Origin of the sequence: Endozoicomonas numazuensis (assembly GCF_000722635.1) — a bacterium.
GTDB lineage: Bacteria > Pseudomonadota > Gammaproteobacteria > Pseudomonadales > Endozoicomonadaceae > Endozoicomonas_A > Endozoicomonas_A numazuensis.
Window position 1 is genome coordinate 196688 of the sequence record NZ_JOKH01000005.1, and the last position, 23866, is coordinate 220553.

General features: G+C 46.9%; 22 protein-coding genes and 1 pseudogene. 13 read left to right on the plus strand and 10 right to left on the minus strand.

The features are described from left to right. Nucleotides 1-138: 138 nt before the first annotated feature. A complete protein-coding gene (locus GZ78_RS19820) occupies nt 139-3765 on the plus strand; it encodes a coiled-coil domain-containing protein (protein WP_034840021.1) in 3627 nt (1208 codons plus the stop codon). A 324-nt stretch (nt 3766-4089) separates the two neighbouring features. Here the strand turns inward: GZ78_RS19820 and pgi are convergent, their stop codons facing one another. The 6 genes from pgi to pcnB all read right to left on the minus strand — a co-directional run bounded on the left by pgi (nt 4090) and on the right by pcnB (nt 10607). After that, the gene (gene pgi, locus GZ78_RS19825) at nt 4090-5733 is read right to left on the minus strand and encodes a glucose-6-phosphate isomerase (RefSeq protein WP_034840023.1); all 1644 of its coding nucleotides are present in this window, start codon (nt 5731-5733) and stop codon (nt 4090-4092) included. A gap of 146 nt (nt 5734-5879) precedes the next feature. Further along, entirely contained in the window at nt 5880-6731 is an 852-nt protein-coding gene (gene panC / locus GZ78_RS19830; protein WP_034840025.1) for a pantoate--beta-alanine ligase, read from the minus strand. A gap of 166 nt (nt 6732-6897) precedes the next feature. Further along, nucleotides 6898-7692 carry a 3-methyl-2-oxobutanoate hydroxymethyltransferase gene (gene panB, locus GZ78_RS19835; RefSeq protein WP_034840027.1) on the minus strand — a complete coding sequence of 265 codons (795 nt, stop codon included), beginning with the start codon at nt 7690-7692 and terminating at the stop codon, nt 6898-6900. Between the two features lie 142 nt (nt 7693-7834). Beyond that, on the minus strand, nt 7835-8332 hold the full coding sequence (gene folK / locus GZ78_RS19840) for a 2-amino-4-hydroxy-6-hydroxymethyldihydropteridine diphosphokinase (RefSeq protein ID WP_034840030.1): 498 nt from the start codon (nt 8330-8332) through the stop codon (nt 7835-7837). A 112-nt stretch (nt 8333-8444) separates the two neighbouring features. Continuing rightward, nucleotides 8445-8852 carry a hypothetical protein gene (locus tag GZ78_RS19845; RefSeq protein ID WP_161787440.1) on the minus strand — a complete coding sequence of 136 codons (408 nt, stop codon included), beginning with the start codon at nt 8850-8852 and terminating at the stop codon, nt 8445-8447. 267 nt (nt 8853-9119) lie between these two features. Beyond that, nucleotides 9120-10607 carry a polynucleotide adenylyltransferase PcnB gene (pcnB, locus tag GZ78_RS19850; RefSeq protein WP_081869952.1) on the minus strand — a complete coding sequence of 496 codons (1488 nt, stop codon included), beginning with the start codon at nt 10605-10607 and terminating at the stop codon, nt 9120-9122. 154 nt (nt 10608-10761) lie between these two features. On the opposite strand from pcnB, the gene GZ78_RS29080 reads away from it, so the two are divergent. Continuing rightward, a complete protein-coding gene (locus GZ78_RS29080; RefSeq protein ID WP_152558845.1) occupies nt 10762-11118 on the plus strand; it encodes a hypothetical protein in 357 nt (118 codons plus the stop codon). 30 nt (nt 11119-11148) lie between these two features. Here the strand turns inward: GZ78_RS29080 and GZ78_RS19855 are convergent, their stop codons facing one another. Further along, the gene (locus tag GZ78_RS19855; RefSeq protein ID WP_034840034.1) at nt 11149-12330 is read right to left on the minus strand and encodes a retropepsin-like aspartic protease; all 1182 of its coding nucleotides are present in this window, start codon (nt 12328-12330) and stop codon (nt 11149-11151) included. A 295-nt stretch (nt 12331-12625) separates the two neighbouring features. Between GZ78_RS19855 and elbB the strand changes: the two genes are divergently transcribed. The 6 genes from elbB to GZ78_RS29595 all read left to right on the plus strand — a co-directional run bounded on the left by elbB (nt 12626) and on the right by GZ78_RS29595 (nt 16422). After that, entirely contained in the window at nt 12626-13279 is a 654-nt protein-coding gene (gene elbB, locus GZ78_RS19860) for an isoprenoid biosynthesis glyoxalase ElbB (protein ID WP_034840037.1), read from the plus strand. A gap of 387 nt (nt 13280-13666) precedes the next feature. After that, nucleotides 13667-14353: a hypothetical protein gene (locus tag GZ78_RS19865; protein ID WP_034840039.1), complete on the plus strand. Its 687-nt coding sequence runs from the start codon at nt 13667-13669 to the stop codon at nt 14351-14353. Nucleotides 14354-14356: 3 nt separating this feature from the next. Next, on the plus strand, nt 14357-15340 hold the full coding sequence (locus GZ78_RS27730; protein ID WP_051786374.1) for a hypothetical protein: 984 nt from the start codon (nt 14357-14359) through the stop codon (nt 15338-15340). 8 nt (nt 15341-15348) lie between these two features. Further along, nucleotides 15349-15873: a hypothetical protein gene (locus tag GZ78_RS19875; RefSeq protein WP_152558846.1), complete on the plus strand. Its 525-nt coding sequence runs from the start codon at nt 15349-15351 to the stop codon at nt 15871-15873. A 68-nt stretch (nt 15874-15941) separates the two neighbouring features. After that, a complete protein-coding gene (locus GZ78_RS19880; RefSeq protein WP_034840045.1) occupies nt 15942-16220 on the plus strand; it encodes a hypothetical protein in 279 nt (92 codons plus the stop codon). Nucleotides 16221-16281: 61 nt separating this feature from the next. Next, complete coding sequence (locus GZ78_RS29595) at nt 16282-16422, plus strand: hypothetical protein (protein ID WP_161787441.1); 141 nt, start codon at nt 16282-16284, stop codon at nt 16420-16422. 21 nt (nt 16423-16443) lie between these two features. Here GZ78_RS29595 and GZ78_RS30715 read toward each other — a convergent pair whose 3' ends face one another. Then, a complete protein-coding gene (locus tag GZ78_RS30715; protein WP_269078783.1) occupies nt 16444-16572 on the minus strand; it encodes a hypothetical protein in 129 nt (42 codons plus the stop codon). Nucleotides 16573-16699: 127 nt separating this feature from the next. Between GZ78_RS30715 and GZ78_RS30395 the strand changes: the two are divergent. The 3 genes and pseudogenes from GZ78_RS30395 to GZ78_RS19900 all read left to right on the plus strand — a co-directional run bounded on the left by GZ78_RS30395 (nt 16700) and on the right by GZ78_RS19900 (nt 19862). Further along, nucleotides 16700-17134 (plus strand): annotated as a pseudogene (locus GZ78_RS30395) (sensor histidine kinase). A 52-nt stretch (nt 17135-17186) separates the two neighbouring features. After that, entirely contained in the window at nt 17187-19457 is a 2271-nt protein-coding gene (locus GZ78_RS19895; protein ID WP_034840050.1) for a hypothetical protein, read from the plus strand. After that, nucleotides 19458-19862, plus strand: coding sequence for a hypothetical protein (locus GZ78_RS19900; protein WP_034840053.1), 405 nt, complete (start codon nt 19458-19460; stop codon nt 19860-19862). A gap of 7 nt (nt 19863-19869) precedes the next feature. On the opposite strand, the gene ftnA is transcribed toward GZ78_RS19900, so the two are convergent. Continuing rightward, nucleotides 19870-20385, minus strand: a complete 516-nt coding sequence (ftnA, locus tag GZ78_RS19905) for a non-heme ferritin (protein ID WP_034840055.1) — start codon at nt 20383-20385, stop codon at nt 19870-19872. A gap of 107 nt (nt 20386-20492) precedes the next feature. Between ftnA and tenA the strand changes: the two genes are divergently transcribed. Together tenA and GZ78_RS19915 are read left to right on the plus strand one after the other, a co-directional pair. After that, nucleotides 20493-21179 (plus strand): thiaminase II, encoded by a 687-nt coding sequence (gene tenA / locus GZ78_RS19910; protein ID WP_034840058.1) that lies wholly within the window; start codon nt 20493-20495, stop codon nt 21177-21179. A gap of 679 nt (nt 21180-21858) precedes the next feature. After that, nucleotides 21859-22947: a porin gene (locus GZ78_RS19915; RefSeq protein WP_034840060.1), complete on the plus strand. Its 1089-nt coding sequence runs from the start codon at nt 21859-21861 to the stop codon at nt 22945-22947. Nucleotides 22948-23143: 196 nt separating this feature from the next. Here the strand turns inward: GZ78_RS19915 and GZ78_RS19920 are convergent, their stop codons facing one another. After that, entirely contained in the window at nt 23144-23824 is a 681-nt protein-coding gene (locus GZ78_RS19920; protein WP_034840063.1) for a hypothetical protein, read from the minus strand. Nucleotides 23825-23866 lie beyond the last annotated feature (42 nt).

A 23866-nucleotide genomic window follows, 5' to 3' on the forward strand; every position in this document is an offset into this window, starting at 1 on the left:
AGAGTTCCGCTTTTGGCGGACACATTCAGTCAGTATTGCTGACAGGGCAGTTATTCTCAGTGTTACAAGGGAACAACCTAATATCGGTCATAGTCAAAATTTTTATGAATTTTTCAATTTAGTAAAGGGAGTATTGCTATGGCCGGACCACTAGACTCAGCAAAACCTTCGTTCATTCCTGAGCTTTTAGTTAAAGAAAAAGCTCAGATGACACGTGAGATGCTTAGCGATCATCCGAGTCGCGCAGCTGAATATTCATTGAATAGATGTCGTGCTCTTAAAGGGGCTTTAAGCATGACGCTTGCAGGCATGACCCTGCCAAAGTTGCCAGAGCCTCCTGAGCAGTGCCCTTATTTGAATGGCGGTAAAGAACTTGAGTCCCGTTCTGTCGAAGTTTCCTCATCCTGGTTGGGTAGCCTCTGGTCTACATCCACAGCTTCACAAAAGCTGCCCGAGGCGGATCAGACTGAAATGCTGGCTGAGCTGGAGAAAATGGATGGAAAAATTCAGAGTGATTACCGACGTCTTTGCCAGATCCATAGTCAGCTCTGTGCGGTTCTCGATATTGCCCAACAGACTGAAACTTCTTTAGATAACGATATTCCCTTCTATGACAAAGCCGTACAAAACCAGCAAAAAGATCAGGAAGAATTAGGGGTCATGGCGAATGAACTCCTGGATGAGTTCGATAAGCTAAAAAATACCTTCCTTAAAGACATCCAGCAAAGGGATCAGGGTCGTTATCAGGAATATGACCAAAATCCTTCAAGAGCGAACTTCTCACAGGCTTTGATAGGACACGTACGCTCACTTGAGAATGAGTTGCGTCAGAAGACCCGAATGCTTGAAGCCAAAGATCACGAAGTTCAGCAGCTGGATAAAAAGATACAAGAGCTTACACGTCAGGTAGAACTCAGTGAGAAGCAAATGTTTCAGGCTCTGACTGAGCAGGACAGATTGGGTCGTGTTGATCATCTGGCTGGGCAGCTGGAAACCGATCTAAGAGAAACCCGGGATCGTGTAGTGCTGTTTCAGAGCGTTGCTCGAAAGGCCCAGGAAGAGAAAGATAAAGTATCCAGACGTGTTGAAGATCTGGACTTTCAATTAAATCAGGTAACGAGGGAACTTCGAGAGAAAAGAGATCTCGAGGGCCAGTTCTCAGAGCTCGGTAAGATCAACCGGGGCTTACAAAGAAAGCTGCAAAGTGCAGAAGCTAATTTTGCATCTGCTGTAGAACATTTAGAGAAGTTTGCAGAACTGCAGAAGAGAAGTGGACTTATGCAGTCTCAGCTAGACACTCAGGCTAGAGATCTTAAGAGGATTATCGGTGAGAGAGATGACGCAAAATCTAAAGTAGCGGCTATTGAAAAGCACTTGAAAAGCCATTCTTCCAGTGCCTTTGTGATGCAAGAAGAGAAGGCCAAAGCAGAGCGAGGATTGGTTCGTCTGCAAAGCCAGATCAGACAGTTGGAAACTCGGTTGAATGACGAGAGAAAACGCTATGAACAGCTGGAGACAGAAAAACTCACATCAGACTCTGAAGTTCGTCAGCTAAGGGGAGAATTTGCCAGTAAGGTTAAAGATGAAAGATACAGAGCCAGTCTGGCTAACATTCAGCTTCATAAGGAACTGAGTGAAAGGAAAGCCGAGTACGACAAAGAAAGAGCTCATTACGTCAAACTGGCTAGTGAGCTTGATTCACTGAAAGTTGAAGTGGGCAGGGAGAGGCGCAAGGCCACTAAATACTTCACGACCAGTCAAAGACTGGAGCGTGAAGCAAGAGAGGCGACAAAGAACTTCTCTCAATTAGAGTCTCAAAAGATAAAGCTTGAAAAACAGTTAAATGAAGTCAGTTCACAGCTTGAAGTCTCCAATGGAGAGGTGTTGAGACTGGAGGGTTTGAGCTATAGACAGGTGGCTGAACTTAAAACACTCAGATCAAAGGCTTCTGAACTAAAAGCTAACCAAGAGGGGCTTTCTGCGGTCAATAGAGAATTGCATCAGACCCAGTCTGAATTGCAGAGAAAAGTAAAAGCTGAAAAAACACTGCAAGAAGAGCTTCGTCAGAGAGAGGGCGAAGTGCGTGACTGGATTATGGAATTGCAGAAGTGGAATGCAGACAGGGCTTCTTTGGAAGGCAAGGTACAAAGCGTCAGTAAACAACTGGATAAGCTCAGTCAGGAACGTGATCGAGTTGCTGCTGAACTAAGACAAAAGTCCACGCAGGTGGATAACTTGTCAAAGTCTCTGCAAGAAGCCACTACCCGTCTGAAGCATGCTCAGGATTCTGCTAAATCGGGTCAGTCTACTCAGCAACAGACCATTGAAGCACTCAAGGTTGATTTAGCTGAATCGAATCGTCTCCTGAAGCTGGCTCAAGAGGAGCTTGTGTCTTCAGAGGCGAAGTTCAAGAAGTCCTACGGGCAGTCCGAAGAGCGGGTTAGTGAGCTGACAAAGCAACTGGTGAGTACCCAGACAAAATTAACCAATGCAGAGGACGCCGAGAAGCGGGCTATGAATGAAGCTGCCAAGGCTAGGTCTGGTTGTACCGTCATTGAGAGAGAGGCGGCAACGTTAAGAGAAGAAGCCACCTCTCTTAGAAAGCAATTCAATGCTCTGAGCTCTGAACATAAACAGCAAATGGCAGCCAAGCTGGAGCTTGAAAAAGAGATGGTGACTCTCAAGTCTGAGGTGGAATCTCTGAGAGAGAAAGCTCAAACAACCGATCACCTGGAAGAACAGGTGCGCTTGAGCCGCAGATCGCTGGAAGAAAAGCAAATGCACATGTCGACTCTGGAGAGAGATTTAAAGGCTCAGCTGGAAGGACTGAAGCAAGAGCTGGAAACTTCCAAGAATAAGGTTCATGAAGAGGAAGGTAAAAACTTAGGGCTTCAGTTGGATTATAACTCCGCGAACAGCCAGGTTGTAAAACTGAAAGCCGAATTTGCAGAAGCTATGGCAGAGCTTGAAAAGCTTAGAGAGCAAACTAAAAACCCAGGCCAGACTGGCACATTGGGTTCAGGGTTCAATTTCCAGGAGTCGGGCGTTGAATACGATGATGGTAACCCCTACGTGAGTCTTGGTGCCTCTTTGCATCAACCGTCTTCTCTACTCCATCAGCCTTTGGACACTGTCTATGAGAGCAGTTTGTCCAGTCTTCAGGTCCATGGTGATCGCGGTGTTTCTCGCTTTGAACTTCAGGATATGAAGCGGCAGAAGGAGGATCTGGATCAACAAATTTCCGACCTCAAAGAAGAATTGAGAATTTCCAGGCATTCTTTTGATCAAGAGAAGCGGAGAGCTAACAAGGCTTCCTGGGAAGTCGGTGATGTCAAAGGAGAGCTTTTAGAAGTGAAAGCTCAAAATTCAAAGCTGTTAAAAGCCGAATCGGATCAGATTCTGGAAGAGAAGAAGCTGCGTGAGGAAGTCAGAAAGATGAATGAGCAGATCGCTCAGCTTAAGCTTGATCATGAAGCGGAACTGAAAGAGGAACAAGAATTCGGAGAAAAAGCCAGCGCCAGAAACGCTGACCTTGAGACCAGCCAAAAGCATATGAGAAGTGAGCTTGAGGATCTTAAGTATCGTCTGGAGAGGGATATGCCACAGGTGATGTTAGAGAGCCGTACTCTGACGGAACAAAATAAAGTCCTTCAGGGCGGGCTTTTGGAAATCGTCCAGCTGTTCAGAGATCGTCTACCAGAAGACGATGAGAAGGTTCTGGATGAAAAAATCCAGGCGATGGCAGCCTACTTGTTGCCAAAGTAACAGGCTGTTTATAGGATCAAACGGCATCTGTTAAACAGATGCCGTTTTCTTAGGCTCTGTTGACGTTTTGTTTTCGTGCTCAGCAGTTCCTGGAGCATTCAGGGCCAGGCGCAGAAGTGCAGGAATACTCAACGTCTTTCAAACTACTGGAACGCAGTCATGGATGCTCCAGGAGCTGTCCTCCGGATGCTCCGAAAAGCGGCCATCTACTGTGTTAAACCTCCTTGACGTAGAGAAACTACGCCTTCCTCGGTTTGCCTTGTATATGGCCGCTTTTCGGTAGCACTGAGCCCAAAACAAAACGTCAACAGAGCCTAGTTTCAATCAGGCATTAAACTGTTTGAAACGATTGACCAGTCCATTGGTGGAGCTGTCCTGATCGGATGTGGTTCCACTTTCTTTAAGACGATCATAAACCCGGTTACCCAGAACCTTGCCCAGCTCTACTCCCCACTGATCAAACGAATTGATCTGCCACAGAGTGCCCTGAACAAAGACTTTCTGCTCATAAAGCGCCACCAGAGCTCCCACTCTTTCAGGTGTGATCTTCTCAGGTACAATCATGTTGTTGGGACGGTTGCCAGGAATGACCTTGTGTGGAGCCAGAGCGTCAACGTTGGCAGTGTTCATACCGGCAGCAGTGAGCTCGTCCCTTACCTCATCCAGATTCTTACCCTGCATCATCGCCTGACTCTGAGCCAAAGCGTTGGCAAACAGCCAGGGGTGTTGTTCACCCAGAGGATTATGGCTGGTGGCCGGTGCAATAAAATCGACAGGAATCAGTCGTGTACCCTGATGCAGCAGCTGATGATAAGCGTGCTGATCGTTGGTGCCTGTACCACCCCAAATAACGGCACCTGTCTGGTAATCGACACGGCTGCCATCCTCACGGGTCTGCTTGCCGTTACTTTCCATATCCATCTGTTGCAGATGACCCGGGAAGTCACGCAAGAAGTAATCGTAGGAAATCACAGCGTGGGACTCAGAGCCAAAGTAGTTCTGGTACCAGACACCCAGCATGCCAAGAATAACCGGCATGTTCTTTTCCAGAGGTGCCTCTGAAAAGTGTTTATCCATCTCCCAGGCACCTTTTAGAAGTTTCTGGAAGTTTTCAAAGCCCACCACCAGGCTGACCATCAGGCCAATGGTGGACCACAGGGAGTAGCGTCCTCCGACCCAATCCCATAGCGGTAGTGTGTTTTCTTGAGCAATACCAAATTCATCAATGGCTTTCAGGTTGGTGGAAATGGCCACGAAATGTTTGCGGATGTCGGATTCTGCACAGCCTTTTTCCAACATCCAGGCACGAGCAGCCTGAGCATTCTGAAGGGTTTCAAGCGTGCCAAATGATTTGGAAGCAACGATAAACAGTGTGGTTTCCGGATCAATTTTCCGGAACACTTCGGTAATCTCGTTAGGGTCGATATTGGCCACATAATGATGCTCCAACCCTGCAACATGATAGGGCGTCAGAGCATTGATGGCAGTCTTTAGCCCCAGGTAAGAACCACCAATACCGATGTTGACAATGTGTTTGATGGACTTGCCGGTGAACCCCTTCCATTCACCGGAATGCACTGAATCTGTAATGCCTTTCATGCGTTCGTGGGTGTCACGAATCTTTGGCATGACATCTTCGCCGTCGACCATCACCGGGTCTGTTCCAAAGTTACGCAAAGCTGTGTGGAGAACAGCACGCTGCTCGGTATAGTTGATTTTCTCACCCCGGAACATGGCTTGAATCGCTTCCGGTAGTCTGGCTTCTTCAGCCATCTTCATCAGGGATGACATTACGTCGTCGTTAATCAGGTTTTTGGAATAATCCAGAAACAGACCAGCCGCTTCCAGACTGTAACGCTCAAATCGATTCTTGTCGGCAGCAAAGAGTTCTCGCAGGTGGGTGCCTGCCATTTTTTGCTGCAATGTTTCCAGTGATGAAGATGTGGAGAGGTGCTTAAGAGGGGTCATGATGCAATTCTACCTCTGGGGGTGTGAGGGTGACTGGCAGAAATTAATATGACATCTGCCGTGTTTCTTTCGCTATGGACATTGTGCGTCAGGGCAGGAGTGAATACTGCAGGCTCCGGATAAAAAAGCACGCAGTATTCAGGCCATCACAACTCTACGGTGATGTTATCGATCAGTCGGGCCTTGCCTAGATAACCGGCAGCCAGAATCACCAGTTGCTGATCTTCGGGGCCAGCCGGCAGAAGGGTGTTGGTGCTACTGATATTGAAGTAGTCTGGTTTGAATCCGGCCTGTGCCATTTTGGCAAAAGCATCGCGGCGTAACAGGTCATAATCACGTTCACCTGCCAGAATGGCTTCGCGAGCGGATTGCAGGCAACGGTATAGCGTAGGAGCAATTTCTTCTCGTTCTTCCCGGGTCAGGTACCCGTTACGGGAACTCATGGCCAGTCCGGTGTTTTCCCGGGCAATGGGGGCGCCCACAATCGAAACTGGCATGCACATGTCTTTGGCCATTTTGCGAATAATAGCCAGCTGCTGGAAGTCTTTTTCTCCAAAGACTGCGACGTCCGGACGAACAATATTAAACAGTTTGGTCACAACGGTAGCTATACCGGTAAAAAAACCGGGACGGCTTTTCCCACAATGCATGCCGTCCAGTACTTCCACACTCACGTGAGTATGATGTTCGCTGCCTTCCGGGTAAATTTCTGTGGTTTGGGCCGTGTAAAGCAGATCAACACCTTGTTCGATCAGCAGTTGTTGATCTTGCTCCATAGTGCGCGGATAGGAGTCGTAGTCTTCGTTAGGGCCAAACTGTAACGGGTTAACATAGATGCTGACGACAACGATGTCGCAAACTTCCTGGGCTTTTTCAACCAGGGTCAGGTGACCGCCGTGAAGGTTACCCATAGTTGGTACAAAACCGACGGTTTTTCCTTCGGCTTTGCAAGCTGCCACTGCAGCCTGGATTTCAGCGATGGTATGAACTGTTTTCATAATGAGTGACTAGACTGCCAGTAATTTTTACCATGAAAACCGATGCATCCGGTTGGGGATCCAATGATTTTCTTCGCCCATGGCTTTCTAGAAAGCCAGTGCAAGTTGAAGTATGCCTGACCATCGAGCCGGAGTAAGTTGGCTGTCCGGCTCGAATAAAGCATTCTCAATCGAAACTGTGTTCCTGGCCAGGAAAAGAGCTGTCTTTAACCTCGGTAACGTATTGAGCGACAGCTTCCTGAGGCGAGGCACTGTTTTCCATAAAGTTTTTGACAAACTTGGGTTTGCGGCCCGGAGTCAGGTTCAACATATCGTGGATAACCAGTACCTGGCCATCTGTTGAGTTGCCAGCACCAATGCCAATAACCGGAATCTTCACCGCGTGGGTGATCTCACGGGCCAGGTCACTGGGAACACATTCCAGAAGCAGCAGGTCTGCCCCTGCGGCCTGGAGGTCCAGTGCGGCTTTGATCATGCTGTTGGCTTTTTCTTCTTCCCGACCCTGTACTTTGTAACCACCAAAAACATTGACGAACTGGGGAGTAAGACCCATGTGAACACAGACAGGAATGCCCTGTTGCTTGAGTCGGGTCACGATAGGAGGTAGCCAGCCTTCGCCTTCAATCTTAACGATTTCTGCTCCAGCCTGCATAACTCGGGAGGCATTGATCAGAGCCTGTTCTTCAGTCGCATAAGAAGCAAAGGGGAGGTCAACCATGATCATTGCGTCGTGAGCGGCCTGTGCAACACAGCGTGTGTGATAGCACATATCATCGACAGTGACAGGAACGGTACTGCTTTTACCCTGTATGACATTACCCAGGGAATCCCCTACCAGGATGACTTCAACCCCTTGTGTGCTGACCAGATGAGCGAGCGTCGCGTCATATGCAGTCAGGCTGGTAAATTTCTCGCCAGACTGTTTCATGTCGGCCAGGGTTTTCAGGGTTACTTTAGCCATCTATTTGGACCTTAAACCAGTCGCTTTAGGAGTAGACTTTTAGCCGTGAGCAAAAAAGCCATCAGGAAAGGGAAAAACCAATATAGGCTAGTTGTTCCCTGTCTTTATCAATGGCGGATTATACGCAATGCTTTGATAGCTGTCAGTGCCATGGATACTTTTCTGCCATGACATCAAGGCCTGATGTACCGATTTCTTGCAGTATCTCTTTGGCTTGTTTTCCATTTGGCAGTGTCAGGTCAGGGGCGATATCCAAAAGGGGGCAGAGTACAAAGTTTCTCACGTGCATCTGATAGTGAGGGATAGTCAGGCGCTCAGACTCAATGATGTCATCGCCATACAGAATAATATCCAGGTCCAGGGTTCTGGGTCCCCATCGAACACTTCTTTCCCGGCCATGATCATTCTCAATGCCTTGCATGGCGTCCAGTAGTGCCAATGGTTTAAGTGTGGTTTCAATCCGAACGGCAGCATTGCAATAGTCAGGTTGTCCTTCAGGACCTACCGGCTCACTGATGTAGAGTTTTGAACAGCCTGAAAGCTCGACTTCTGGTAAGGAGCCAATATCGTTCACGGCTCTTTGCAGTTGCCGGCCAGGGTTTTCCAAATTGCTGCCCAGAGCAATATAGGCGGTGGTCATACTTCAGATCCGCTGGTTGAAAGAGGGTTGAGGTCCATAAAGGTCCAGTCAGCAGTGCTGTATTTTCGCATATCGAACTCTGTGGTTGAAGGCAGTGCAACGAGGTTTCAGATTATCGGCTAAGCCATAAAGCAGGACTGGCCAGGTAAGGAATAACAACCTTTTCATCCATGGACTGAAGAGTGAATTCCAAACGGGTCGTCCAATACTCAATTCTGTCAGCCTTCTCAAAAGCGTAACAATAGAGCCTCATTGTCTGGGTTGGCAGACCATGGATAAAAAACACATGATGAGAAAAAAGATAGTCTTTAATAACGAGGCTGTTGTTGGGTGGCAGCTCATTTGAAAACCGCGTTTCATTCGTCCAGGGACGAAAATAGAGCTTTAATGTTTGACCCGGGTTGATATTCAGGCAGTCATCGGGCCAAACCGCTGGCCAGAACTGGTTGTAGAGAAAAGCAGTACCTGAAGCCTGATGACCGGCAACAATCAGGCCAATGAAGCTACTCCAGTAATCCATCTCGCGCAGGCAGTCCTCTCGTGTCGGAGCAGGGGTTGCCAGAAGCCATGAGCTGGTTGTCAGTATGAGCAGGGTTAATGCGAAACGGATTGTGTTCTTGAAAGTGATCGATCTTTTCTGTCTTTTCTGACACAGCATCACTGTTTATTACTCACGGGCGAAGTTCAGGCAGTAAACATAGCAAAGCTTTTAAGGAGTATTGTTTTGAGACAGAAGGGGAGTAAAGGCAATGACTGAGCAAACAATCACTGCCTTTCTTGAAAGAGCTTATTCTGGTTTGTTCATGACAGGAGGTCGTTTGCGGGGGCGGCGTCTTCTGCGCTTTTGACCTCCTTTTCCATCGGCAGGGCGAGCACGAAGGTCACGAATCATGGTGTTTCTATCCTGATCAGCAGAGTCCTGGATGTCGGTCCACCACTGGCCTGCACCGTTTAAATCCTCGCCGGCCGCTTCCCTGAGCACCAGAAAGTCATAGGCAGCCCGGAATTTGGGGTGCTCCATTAATGACTCAATGGATTTAGGCTGTCTGCGCTCCAGGCGATATTGCATCTCCCAGATATCTCTAACAACCATGGTAAAGCGTTTTGGGACCGCTGTATGAGTGCACTGATTATCCAGTACTGTCATAGCGGCTTGTTGCAGAGCAGGTGCAGGAGGAGCACCCTGTTCACGAAGATCTCTGGCCAGTCTTTGTAAGGGGGTCCAGAGTAAGGCCGCAAATAGAAACGCAGGGGTAACAGGTTTGCCACGGGTAATTCTGGAATCGGTGCTTTCCAACGCTTTCAGAATCAGTTCTTCCGCACATTCATCTTGCTCTTCCAGACTATGATGGGTCGCTGGGAACAGATATTGAAGCAGGCTGTACTTACGCATGAGTTGGAATGTTTTTACCCCATTGCCTGATTGCAGCAGTTTCAGTACTTCATCAAACAATCTTGCTGAAGGGATATCACTGAGCAGGTGCGCCAAATCAAAGATAGGATTGGCAGTGGCCGGGTCCATATCGAAATCAAGCTTGGCGACAAATCGCAGAGCCCGCATCATTCTGACCGGATCTTCATGGTACCTTTTGACAGGGTCTCCAATCAGTTTCAGTGTCCGGCTTTCAAGATCTCGAACGCCTCCACAATAGTCGATGACTGAGTAGTCACGAACATCGTAGTAGAGAGCATTGACGGTAAAATCTCGACGAATGGCGTCGTCTTTCATGGAGCCGTAAACATTATCTCTAAGAATTCGTCCAGAGTCCGAATGGTGAGACTTGTCTTTGCTGTGGTTGTCATTCTGGGCTTCTGCCTCATGACTGGCTCTGAAAGTAGCGACTTCAATGACTTCGCGACCAAACAGAATATGGACCAGCTTAAACCTTCGACCAATAATTCGAGAGTTACGAAACAGTCTGCGAACCTGTTCAGGCGTCGCGTTGGTGGCAACGTCGAAATCTTTAGGGTGAAGGTCCAGGTACAGGTCCCTGATGCACCCCCCTACCAGATAGGCTTCATAGCCATTATTGTTCAGCCGATGAAGCACCTTCAGTGCATTCTCACTGATTTCCCGGCGTGAAATAGGGTGACTCTCGCGGGGAAGACGAATCTGGTCTTGAGGGCTGGGTTCATCTGGCTCCCGAATAGAGTCGGGTTCTGGAAGCTGCGGCTCAGAGGGTGCAGAGTCTTTCTCTGAAGAGGGCTTAAGCCAGAAGTAAGCAGCAAGCAGTATGGCCAGCACCACTAAAACTGTAATAATGATGCCTGTCATGATGAGTTTTGCATGAAATCTTTGTTGGTTAGTCAGTAATACCGTCGTAGTGGATCAGATCTACTGCTCCAGTCTGGCGTACATCATAGCATTCCCGTGGGGGATGTTGACACAGGTTTATGGCAGTAAGGGATTAAAGTAAGCACTTGAGCGGGTGTCTGAAAGAAAAGAAGACAGGGGGAAGTCAATTCCCCCTTGGCTGGCGAATGATTATTTTTATTATATCGCCGGAGTTTGTAAGTGGATGATTTTGCTGGCTACCTTTCCAGGTGAAACCCAGAGGGCATACCGCAAAACAATCAACTTACTTTTGCCCTTATTATTATTGTTAGGTGGGCGAAGCTTATTATTTTTATTATCTGTGCTTATTATTGTTGTTTGGTCAATGTATGGCATAGGTTGTGCCAACTTTTATAACTCGTTGTTTTTAATCGATTTTAATTATTTTTGTCACAATTGGGTGAGCAGGGGGTTACGCTGTTTTGTTACCCTGGTAGCAACTAGGTATTGATACGTAACGCATAAGGGTAACACTCTGTGGTTAGCGAGGTGTCAAAATCAGGTGGTTACGATCCTGATCGATTTGAAAGTGAAACTGCCCAAGTGCATTCATACCCAGCAGCCCTTCAGCGAAGGGGTATCCCAGGTCCAGTCCTGCCACCTCCAGGTTTTTGAGAATATATTGTCCGAGGTGTAATTCTTTTACTTGGTACAAAGGTGCAAACGCCAGGCCGTTGGCCGTTTTCAATTCTGTGCTGCCTACCTGGTAGGCCATTTTTCTGCGTTTGAGTTCTCTCAAAAGTGAGGTCGGCAAAGTGGTCAGACTGGCACCGGTGTCTATGAGCAGGCGAGACTGGCTTCTGTCTTGTGTCTGGGCTTCAGCCATATAGTGACGGCCTTGAGTAAAAAGAGGAATCGCTGAAGAGGGAATATCTTCTGGCTCTTCCGGAATGGGGGGCAACAAGTCTGATAACTGATGGGAAGCCTGTCGTCCAAATTCTTCGTCAGTTTGCAGCAGCTCCAACTCTCGAATAGCACTGCTGGAATTATCCGTAGATAAATAGGCCTGAGCCAGAGCAAACCGGTAAAAGGCATAGTCTGGTTCCACCGCTGTCAGCTTCTGGAAAAAAGGCAGAGTTTCATGCAATTTCTGGCTTTTTTGTTGGCGGTTATAAAACAGTCGACTCAGTTTATGGATTCTTGTTGTAGTCCTTTCGAGCTCTTCAGGTTGAACTGAAAATGAGCGAGCGCTGATCAGCACTTCGATGGCCTTTTCCAGTGCTTCTTGCTCAGTGTAGAGATCGGCCAGTTTCTGCAGGAAATCCACATCCTGATAGTAATGTTGGGTAAAACGTTCCAGTCCATCAATACTGTCGTCCTGATGCTCAGACCATTCATCTATCTTTTGCAGTAATACTGTTTTCAGGCGCTGGCTGAGTTCCGAGTCCTGCCGTTCCTGCTGTTGATAAATCACCAGAGCATCATCGTATCTGTGACCTTCCAATGCCTGCTCAAAATCGATGATTTCCTGAGGCAAAGCAGATCGTTCAAACGTATTACTGAAATCCTGAAGAGGCAGCCAGTCCTGATAGTTGCCTTCATCAGAAGAAAGCTTTTCACCACGAATAGCCAGAAGTTCGTGCACCCACCATCCAGTAATTAAGCCCGTAGAAAACATCATGATGGACAGTGTCAGCAGCCTGAGAGTCAGCAACTTTTTCAATCGAATGGGGGCCCCATTTGAGAGGCAGCTTTTTACGCTGTCTCGTAGTATTTTTGCTTCAGTCTAGCTCGACTCCAAAGGGGGAGTCGAAGTAATCTGTTTGGGTTCGCGTGTTAATTGTGAAATGTATATTTCCGCTCATGACTGATGATTTTCAGAATCCGGTAAGAGGGGCTCTCTAATATAAACCGGGTTTCTTAGGCGTCTTGAGTGTTTTTGGCTGGCCTTTTCATTTTTAGAACAAGAGTTTATAGCCTGGAACCTCAGTCATGACAGTATGAAATGGAGACTGTATATGAGTAAAAAAGTGGCTGTTATTCTATCCGGGTCGGGCGTTTTCGACGGCAGTGAAATACACGAAGCGGTGTTAACCCTGCTCAGCCTTGATCGCCGTGGAGCCAGTTATCAGTGCTTTGCGCCTGATATTGCCCAGCATCATGTTATTAACCATGTGACGGGTGAAGAAATGGACGAGAGCCGGAATGTTCTGGTGGAGTCGGCCAGAATTGCCCGGGGTGAGGTCAAGCCTGTTCGGGAACTGAAGGCTGAAGATTTTGATGCCCTGATTGTCCCCGGGGGGTTTGGGGCGGCAAAAAATTTATCAGACTTCGCTTTCAGTGGCAGTAAACTCAGGGTTCAGATTGGCGTCAGCACCGCAGCTAAAGCTTTCTCAGAAGCCGGTAAGCCTGTCGGACTCATGTGTATTGCACCTGCCATCGCAGGTCGTATTTTTGGTGAAGGTGTGTTGGCCACTATTGGTACTGATGCTGAAACCGCTGCTGCACTGGAGCAGACCGGAGTCAAGCACGTCGAGTGCGCCGTGGATGATATTGTGGTGGACGACAATCACAAACTGGTGACCACTCCAGCCTATATGACCGCAAAGAGCATCAGCGAAGCCGCTGAAGGTATCGACAAACTGGTGGACCGTGTTCTGTTGATGGTTTGATATTATGCTAGGAGGCTGACCGAGAATAGACAGCCCGGCCTAAAATCCAGAAAGAACGGCCATCTTTTCCACTGAATTTGCTTAAATAGGTCAACTATTCGCACAAATTCAGTGAAAAAGCTGACTCGTTCTACTGAATTTTATGCTCGGACGCTATTCTCGGTCAGCCTCCTAGTAGTCACTGTTTTATGGAGCCGTGACTACTGTCCTTACTTAACCTTCTTTTCCTAACGGGTGATCGCAGCGTCATCATTTGCACAGAATCGAAAAAGCGTTACTATCCCATCGTCTAATAAAATCATGAATCATCCAAACGGCATACTGCCTGCCCGCCGAACGATAGCATGTTGCAAAAGGAATTAAACGGAGTCACATAAGGAGTAACGTGTGTTTGGAAGGGATCAGATTGATATTCGCCTCAGGAACAAGAATGGAGACCGGTTTTTACTCACTACCGAACGTCGCCATTTCCAGCATGAACGGCTGAACTTTGAGTCAGTCCGTGAAGCTTGGCACTTCTTGTTCGAACTTAATGAACAATTTACATTATGTGATCAGCTTGAAGGTCACCCACTGCTAAAGAATTACCACCACAGATCTACCATTTTTTTGATCTCAGACGCCTTGTATTGGCGTGACCTTTACGTCTTTGTGCTCCATCGTGACCAGTCACGCAACCTACAACAGATCGAAGCTCTCTATGATCGCATCAAGATGAAGCTGGGTATGATCATCGCCAGTGAAAAAGCCGAGGCAGCGGTCATTGATCAGCAGTATCAGGCATTGGATACCGGTGGAAAAATACAGGCTCATGCTCACCGCTTTGGACAAGGGCTAAAACAGGCAGGCAACTCCCTGTTAACCTGGCTGGGGGAAATCCACGATGTTGTCAGTAAGGTTAAACAACGGGGGCGGGTATATGAAGCCTATCTGAAGACCCAGACGCACGACTCAGTTATTGATTGGTACAAGGAGTTCAATGAACACTGGCGAGAGGCTGAGTATAAAGAGATCGTCGATGTATTGGGCTTTGATCCGAAAAAAATTAGCTCGGAAGATTTCAGCCAAGCCTAGTCCATGATCCAGATTCTCTGGGAAGACGAGCGCTGCCAGACTCTGCTGACCCAGTTCGCCAGAGATTACTCCAAAGCTCAGCGCAGCCTTGAAGTCAGTGAACTGGCTGGCAGTGCTGCTTTTGAGATTTTACTGACCCTGGTACTGGCTGCTGTGACAGCGGGCACAGGCGCTATTGTCAATCTTGCCAGTAAAGCTCGACTGGCTCGGCAAATGACCGATCTGGGGGAGTCACTCAAAGAACTGGCAGATCTCAAGAAAGTCGTCAACCAACACGGCGAAAAGAGGGCTCTGCGCACACAGGCTACGGGGGATATAACTAAAGACCTGCCTGTGGATAATCGGCCTCCACCGCAGAATAATCCTCCTCCTAAAGGGGATTACATGCCTCGTGAGGGAGTAACTCCTCTTGATGGTGATAGAGTATACAAGCGTGATCATCTGGGTGGTGATACTAAAGATCCATACACATTGCAGGAAGATGGCAAACCACTTGGAGCGAAGGAAGGTGTGATGCCAGCAGATGCTCTTGGTTTAGATGAGTTTGATCCAGAATTACAGAAATTGATCGATGAGCAGGGATACCCTGATGTAGCCGGTAGGGAAGATTTCATGAACTTCTCAGATATCAAACCTGTTGAACTAAAAGAAGGTGAAACCATATATCGTATTGTCGACGAAGGCAGTGCAGAAGCTAGAGGGGGCTCAGGAACCTACTGGGCCAGGGAGATCCCACAAAATAAATCGGCATGGCGTGATGGGTATGCAGTCAAGGATTCCTGGAATGATAATGGTTATTATGTTGAGCATACTGTAGGCCCTGAGGGCATGAAAGTCTGGGAGGGAACTACAGCAGGCCAGAAGTATGAAACATTTGAAGGGAAGAAGTTTTATCTGGAAGGCGGGCAACAACAACTCTATGTGGAGTACAACTCCATACCCAACCTTTCACCGAAAGTCACTACATGGTCGGATGCAGCACAATGAATCCTCATATGAAATCTCGGTTACTTAAGCGAAAGTTTCAATCACTGGAGTATATAGAACAATTTATTGGCCACTACCAGCAGTTTCTTGATACTGGCCTAAGTGCGTTGACCTCGTATAAGGATTACAAGAAACAGAATCCTACTTTTGTTCCAACCAAACTGATGGATACGGATGAGTGGCTATGGGATATAAAAGTCAGGCCCAATTTTTTGCGCATGCATTCTTCTTCTGTCAAAGCTATGAATTTTGCAAAAAAAAACAATATGGATTATGTCGATGGTCTGGCCGGTGACATGAGAGGACTAAGCAGAAGCATGGATGGTATCCGGGAAGCCTTTATGGATATTCTCGATCCTTCAGTCAAGGAGGAGTATCTGTCTTTATGGAAAATTACCAGCAGGGAGGCTAGGAACATCGAGAAAACGATAAATCAATGGTGGAAAGAAGATTCAATACTTAAAGAATCAATTACTGGCCCTATTGATGAGCAAGAGTTGAAGAATTATTTACAACCAGGGGAGAGTCTTTAGTCATTATCTGGTCATTTCTGATAGCCGTAGTTAGATTAGCAAAGCTTACTCTGACAGAGGTTACTTTTATGCCAAATATCACCGATTTGAGAGTGCAGTTAGAAAAAACGATAAAAGCCCTCGAGTCAAAACAAAAAGCATCCGGCGAGCGCATTTTTGGCCAATATCTCGAAAGTTATAGAGATACATTGCTTGCAATAGACTCTGGGGCTCCACAAAGTGAAGTTAATCGACTTGCTAACAAACTATTGAACTGTGCCAGAGGCTATATGGAGACCAGCAGTAATTATCAACAAGGTTTTCTAAATGAGATGGGGAAGACTGAGAAAATAGTTAAAAATCTGTAATTAGAATAAATTGCACCAGAGCCAGTCCCTGGGGTTCACCGAGAACCATCTGAAAGCTTCCGTGCAGTCTAATGATCTCAGTCTTCACGAAGCCCCTATCGTCATTGGTCACCCTAAAGACAATGCAGTTGTCTGGTTTTTCTGGCTGAGCGCCCACAGAAAAGGAACCCTGCTTTTCAAGTCTGGAGAAATTAACAAGTAAAAATATAATCTATTTTACAAATTACTGAACCGTCGATAATTCATTGAGAATCTTTTCCTGACCAAAAACACGAGCAAATTCTTCAGCTGTCTGCCCGGCATTATTTTGCTGCCGGGTATCACATTCACTTTTCATTAACCGGTAAGTCATTTTTCAACTCACCCCGAAAGATGGCGGCCATCGTTTATCCCGATTGATCTCGGATCTATTTGAACTCTCAAAGCTGGAGTCAGGAAGTAAAAAGCCTGACTTTGAACATTTTCTTTTAGCTGAATTGATGTATGACACTGTTCAAAGTTTCAGACTGACGTTGAAAGAGCGGGGCATTTCTCTGTCCATTGAGTGCAATGAGAGCCAGACACAGGTGTTTGCTGATATCGGAATGATTCAGAGGGTGTTTGATAATCTGCTGAAGAATGCCATTACCCATACGCCTGAAAATGGATCGATTAGAATTCGTCTGAGGGCAGCAGATAAAGGCGTTAATGTGACGGTAGAAGATACGGGCAGGGGTATTGACGAGAAAGATTTGCCGTGAATATTTAATCGTTTCTATCAGGCTTCGCTGGCTGCTGAACATCGAAAAAAGCCCGGAGGGATCGGTCTGGGACTGGCCATTGTTAAGAGAATTCTTGAATTGCATGGTAGCCAGATAAAAGTAACCAGTCGATTGAGAGAGGGGACTGCTTTCCGGTTTACTCTGCCTGTTTAGACGCTCGCTGCTCATCTACCCTTAATTGATGAATCTCGAATGAGCTCAAGACATGGATGGTTTTGATGCGGGGGCGAAAGGAAAGCCCCTTTTACCCGTGGGTGACACTGAAGCGAACAGAGCCTCGAAGAAAGATGAAGAGTCGTCTCAAGCCTGTAAGCCCAAAATCCCGAAAGCTCCTGAAACCACTGAAGAGAGTACCCCAAGGGAAAAGGCGGTTGATGAGCGCAGCATCAATGAGTTGCCTGAAGTGCTCACTAATATTGAGTGGTTTGAATTTTCTGCAGAGGCCAACCCTAAAGAACTAAGTCTGCTCAGGACGAAGCATTACTGTGCAATGCAAGAGCTGGAAGCTACCGCTGCAGCGATTGATGTAATGGGGCAGCAAGAAAAGAAAGGTGGGCAAAAGAAGAAAGCTCACCGAAAAGAGATGCTTCAGAGAATGGATCTCCCTAAAGGCTTCAGGGCAAAACGCTGCAAAATTCTTTTTGATTTTGGCCACAACCTGACTCAGTTGGGGCAATTAGAAGAGGCTCAAACTGTCCTTTATCAGGCTTTAAAGGATGTTGATGCCTCACCCCAAATGGCTGCTGACATCGCCTATTCCCTCTTTATGAATTACAGCCTGGCCGGCGATTGCTGCAACGCTTTGACTCAACTTCAGCTCAGCATCCGACATGGAAACAATCATGCTCTATGGGAAATAGCTTTGATCCGGTTAGGTCTGGTTAAAGAATATCAGGCGTTTTCAGATCCAGAAAAAGCGCTTTCAGCTCTGGATGATTTGGCATTGCATATCAGAGAATTGAAGGAGGCGAAGAGTCCGGAAGCGTTCCTCTATGCAGATACTGCAGATACCGGGTCGATGGTGGAGGGGATCTGGGAAGCATTTCGTCCTGTTCTTGAGAAAGCGCGAAATCGGGGAGATATGGAAAAACAACTGCTCAAGATTCTGCGTGTGGAAAAAAGCGATCAGACCGAGAGAGACCTTCAGGAGTTACTTGAGCTTTTCAGAGATTTATCGCTGTCTATCCATAGTCAGGAAATACGGCCTCTGGTTAATTTCTATTCTCATTTTGGACGTCCTGCTGTTGAAAGGCTCTGGAAGTTCTGGACTGAAAAAGATGAAATGATTGAGTTAGTGGAGTCTGACACTGAGACTTCAAAACTCAGTCAACTGAAACATCTGCTTTCATCGGAGTTTTCCCAGGAAGAGCTGAGAATACTCATACCGCTAGGATCTGGTGAAAGTCTGGTTGAAGTGCTTGATACCTTCATTAATCAAAACATTTATGATTTTCGGGAATTGTTAAAGGTAGCCATATTGGCTCAGGACTCAATCACTGAACCTGCTCCTCACCTGGAATTAGACCTGAAAAAGCTGACTCATCAGGCACATAATGACCCCGAAAGTGATCACCGGTTATCTGCCATGAGTGTGTCAGCTTCTCCGGTATTGTGGGCCCGGGATTGTCTTAGAATCATGAAGGAGATGGACTTTGGATTTGATCTGACGGCTGCTTTTGTCAGGGCTGAATGCTTGAGAAGGCAAAATCCTGCGCTGGGTTTATATCTTATGGGGCTGTGCCACTTGCATCCTGCAAATGGCTCCTTTGCCAAGGCTCTTCCCCTGATCGATGAAGCAGCACTGGTACATGATAATCCTGTGGCGATGGTCTGGATGGGCGATGCAGTTTGTATGAGAGGATCCAGCACTGAACCTTCCAAAGCCCATTTCCAGAAAGCATTAAAATATTATTTGCGAGCAGGCAGATTTGGCTCTGCAGCGGGTTATATTCGAGCCGCTGACCTGTTGTTAAGTAAGGTGGTAAACGACACGAGCCTTTACGATTATTGTTCACAATATTTTGAAAAAGCCCTGGAGCTGGCCAAAGATCAGGGGGAGTTTGAAGAAGCTCGTTACTGCAGGGCGATGGCAGAACTGTGCCGAGAGACATATCTGCTGGAAGAACAGAAGAAGCCAAAGAAGACGGATACGGGTGGAAGCACTGGAAAAGGCAACGGAAGCCCTGATGAAAAAGATTCTGAAGTGACTTTGCAAGAGGAGGGTTTGAAAAGTCACTCCAGAGAGGAAGAAATTTCACAAACTCCGGAACCAAAAGTCGAAACCGCTGTGGCTTCGAAAGAAAGAAAACCGGCTAAAAAACCGTTGGTAGCCAAAGAGTTCTGGAAGCAGTTGAATGTGATCGATGGCTTGATCAGTGAAGAGCAATACACAGAAGCCATGGGCGCACTTAAATCGCTCCAGAAAAAGAAACTGACACCGCTGCATTCGTCCTACCTTCTGCAGAAGAAAGCCTGATTGTGTCTGAATCAAGTGAAAAATCTTTTGCCTGAACCTCAGGAAAGGGCGCTTCTGATTGAGAAAGGTTTGAGCTTTTGTTGTGAAGGGATCAACAGGCTGTCAGGTCTAAACCTGAATAAAGAGAACCTGGGGCAAGTCAAGCTGACAGCAGGAGATGTCTCTGAAGAGCATACAAGATGTCTGGGCTCTTTGATCAGCACGGCTTGTAAACTGCTGAATTTGAATGCAGATCTGGGCACTGCCAGAAAACTGATGGCGCCAGGGCATGGAAAGCTTTTTCGCGTGGCTGATGCGGTTAATCCGAACCGTCTGAACAAGCGATTGAAAGGACAGCAATATACACAGAGCAAGCTTCAGGTGGTGGATGAAGAAACTTTCAAAGCCATGCAAGCTGCTCTGTGAAAGATGTTTATACCGCAGTTACAGGCGGCATTGATGCGACCAGTTTGGCCACTTCCTGATCGATGAAATAGAGCCCTTTGCCTTCAAAACCAATCATATCGATTTTATCCAGAATACCCTTGAACAGTTTTTCTTCTTCGTGCTGCTCGGATACATACCATTGCAGGAAATGAAAGGTACTGTAGTCCTTCTCAGTGAACGCAGTGTGTGCCAGCTCGTTGATACAGCGGGTGACTTCGCACTCATGCTCGTAAGTACGCAGGAAGATCTCCCTGACAGATTCATATTGGTGTGGTGGCGCATTGATGGCACCAATGATCGCCATGGCGCCGGTTTCATTGACATAGTTAAACAGCTTCTGCATATGTTCCATTTCTTCCTGAGCATGGCGGCGCAGAAACTCATTGCAGCCATCCAGCCCCTGGGCTTCACACCAGGAGGCCATCTGCAGATAAAGGTTGGAGGAGTAAAACTCCAGATTTATCTGGTCGTTGAGCTTGTCGACCATGGTTTGAGTCAGCATGGGTCTAACCTGTTCGTCCAAAAAAGCGAATTATAACGGCTTGATGCCGAAGGTGAACAATCAGAGTATGCTTTCGTCTTTTCCCGAAGTTGTTAGCAGACATTGTCATGACCACCCCTTTCGATCATCCTGATACGCTCTATTTCAAAATGAAAACAGCCTGTGCAGATGACTGGTACCGTTATTGTCACCATGAATTTGTTCAGGGTATTGCTGACGGCACTCTGCCTCTTGATAGCTTCAAACATTATTTGCAGCAGGATTACCTGTTTCTGATCCACTTTTCCAGAGCGTATGCTCTGTCCATCTATAAGGCCGATAATCTTGAGGATATGAGAGCTGCTTCTGCGTCTGTTGCCGGTATTCTGTCAGAGATGAATCTCCATCTGGAGTATTGTGTCCAGTGGGGTATGACCGAACAGGACGTTGTGGGTCAACCGGAAGCCCAGGCTAATATGGCCTATACCCGCTATGTACTTGAGCGAGGTATGGCGGGTGATATTCTGGATCTTCAAACAGCACTGTCGCCTTGCTCTGTCGGATATGCAGAAATTGGCTACAGGCTGATCAACGATCCGGCTACTAAAAAAGAAGGTAATCCTTACTGGCAGTGGATTCAGACGTATGGAGGCGATGAATTTGTGCAGGGAGCGTTAAAACAGATTGAGGCAATTGAGAAGCTGGCTGTCAGTCGTTATTCAGAGGGGCGTTTAGAGTCGCTCTGTCAGACATTTAAAGAAGCTACTCGTCTGGAAGTGGGTTTTTGGGATATGGGCTTGAATCAGAGCTTTTGAGTTTTTTCTGGCAGGCTGGGTTTTTAAGTCTACTCAGCCTGCCTGTGGATAATAGATTGCCATGGAACGGTATCATGTAGATTAAAAATTCTTATTATTGGAATATCTATTCGGATAATTCTGTCTTTTTCCTGATCTTATTTTTTTTAGACCTCTGCTGGTGTTTGTACTTATAGGCATTAAGGCTGAATGTGTCGTAGAAATTCTATCTGCATATATCTTACATAGATGCTTCGTGTGACAGGGTATAGCAACCCCCCCATCTTATTCATAATAAGGTTGTAGTCGTTTATTTTTAATCCGTATGGACCCTTATGAAGAGGTTTTTGCGCGCTTTGTAAAACCACTTTTACTAAGAATTGAAAAAACTTACTTAACTTGTTGTGTTAAATATTTATTACAAAAAAGCATATTCAAGAGTTCAATAGGTAGATGCATCCTGTCGATGTGGCTGCGGGTTAGTGTTTGTACGTTTGTGTGTAGGTGTATATCGAGAGCAACTCTAAATCTTGGATGGGTCTATCACTTTTAGTGATATGACGATTGTCCCATAAGTTATAAGAATCCGCATATAACTGCTCGATCACTGAATCATTTTTAATAGTTCGTGATCACATATTAAAAGCAGAAACGATCTACACCACACAACACAACACATTGAGTCAGGAGTCTAGTGACCATGCAGAAGAAACTGCTTGCCGCTGTAGTAGCATCCCTCGTTGCCGGTCAGGCGATGGCCCTGGAAGTTTATAACGACGACGTAAACAGCCTGGAAATTGGCGGTAAAATCGGCGTTAAAACTGTTAAGAGCAACGGTTCCGACGCTGAGATGAAAGATGCCAGCCCGCGTATCAACTTCAAGTACGCGCACAAGTTTGCAAGCGGCTGGACCGGTTCTGCAGTTGCAGAGTGGGGCTTCTACGCAGTTGACGGTGACAATGAAGATCAGTTCTTCAACCGTCTGGGTAACGTTGGCCTGAGCCACGACACATACGGTGCCTTCACTGCAGGTAAAGCATGGTCCGTTACTTATGACGTATCCGGCTGGACTGATGCCTTCGCTATCGGCGGTGGTGCTGCTTCCGGTATCTACAGCGGCCGTGCTGAGGCAATGGGCAAAGCTGACATGAATCACGACAACGGTGATCAGGACGGTACCGCACGTGCTGACGACGTTATTCAGTACCGTAACAGCTTCGGTGGTCTGAATGTTGGTGTACAGTACCAGCTGAAAGGCAAGGCTGGCGACAACTACAATCGTGACTCCGGCTACGGTGTTGCTCTGAGCTACGACCTGCCAATGGGTCTGTCTCTGGGTGCTACCTACAACGAAACCAAGTACGCTGAAGACTTGTCTTCTCTGGCAATCTACAACAATACTGACAAATCTACTTCTGCTACTGCTGGTGCCAAGTTCGAAAACGAAGCTCTGTACCTGGCAGCTGTCTACGGTCAGTTTGAAAACAAGGTTGCTATCGATAACACTATGGCCAAGAAAGCTACTGGTGTTGAACTGTACGGTAAGCTGGCCCTGCCTCAGGTTGTTGACGGTTTCTACCTGCAGTCTGGCTTGAACCAGTTGTCTGCTGACGACACCTTCACTGGTGTCAAGACTGACGCTGAATTCACCGACTACATGGTGGGTGCTATCTATGAAACTGGCCCAATGCAGTTCGCTTTCGAATACACCCGTGGTGAGAAAGTATCTCAAGGTGGCAAGAAAGATCTGGACGACACTTACGCTGTACAGGCTATCTACTACTTCTAGTCTGAAGCGGTTGGTTTGACAGTAAGCAGTATCTGAAGAAACGTATTTTGTTGCTTCAGGCTCTGTCAAAAAAGGCGAATCCCTATCCGGGGTTCGCCTTTTTTAATGTCCGTGTCCCTGTGAATCACTCATCCGTTATAGGGCTTAAAGGGTCAAAAATATAAAGAGTTAAAGAAAGTCTGAAGTTCATTTCCCATCAAGGTAAACTTAACTGCACTTTTTTATACACTAACTTGCACCCTTTAAACATGCAGTGAAATCTGGCCTCGACAATAAAGACGGTAATTAAAATCAGCCCAGTTGTAATCATCACAATGCCACCCGCTGTGGCAGGTATGTCTATAGTCGTTTCCGGTGGTTCAGCAGGTGCATCCGTTTCTACAGGTGGAGCAGGAGTTTTGTCTGGTATTACCGGTGCTCCTGAGCCTGATTCTGCATTGACCTCCCGGGTTTTTAGACAATGCTTTTGGAGTGGTTCCACTCTATGGAAGTAGCAAAGGTTTTTGTCTTTGAATATCCAGTGGTTAGGTATCCGGTTTGTGTTGATAAACTCATCTGAGACTTCTTCTATTTCTTGATGTTCCTTGAAAGCCGGGGCGAAAGCACTCGTCAGCACAGTGTTGCCGTCAGGATCCAGGTATTCGCAAAGTGTCTGGTTGTTCTCCTGTTCCAGCTCAAGCCCAAAAATAAAGTCAGTGGCTTTGCAGGGGTAGTGATAAGAAGGCCCCTCTTTTCTATTGCTGGATGCGGATCTCTTTTCCAGAAGAGTGCTGATATCGTCTACTGTATTTTCGAGTAACATGGGTTGTAGAGGTAATGGGCTGGAGAAAGCGAATGGAATGATACTCAGCAAAGGAGCAAGGTAGATGCAGCGCACAGAATATTTCCTGTCTCATAAACACATTGATCCCTTTAATTT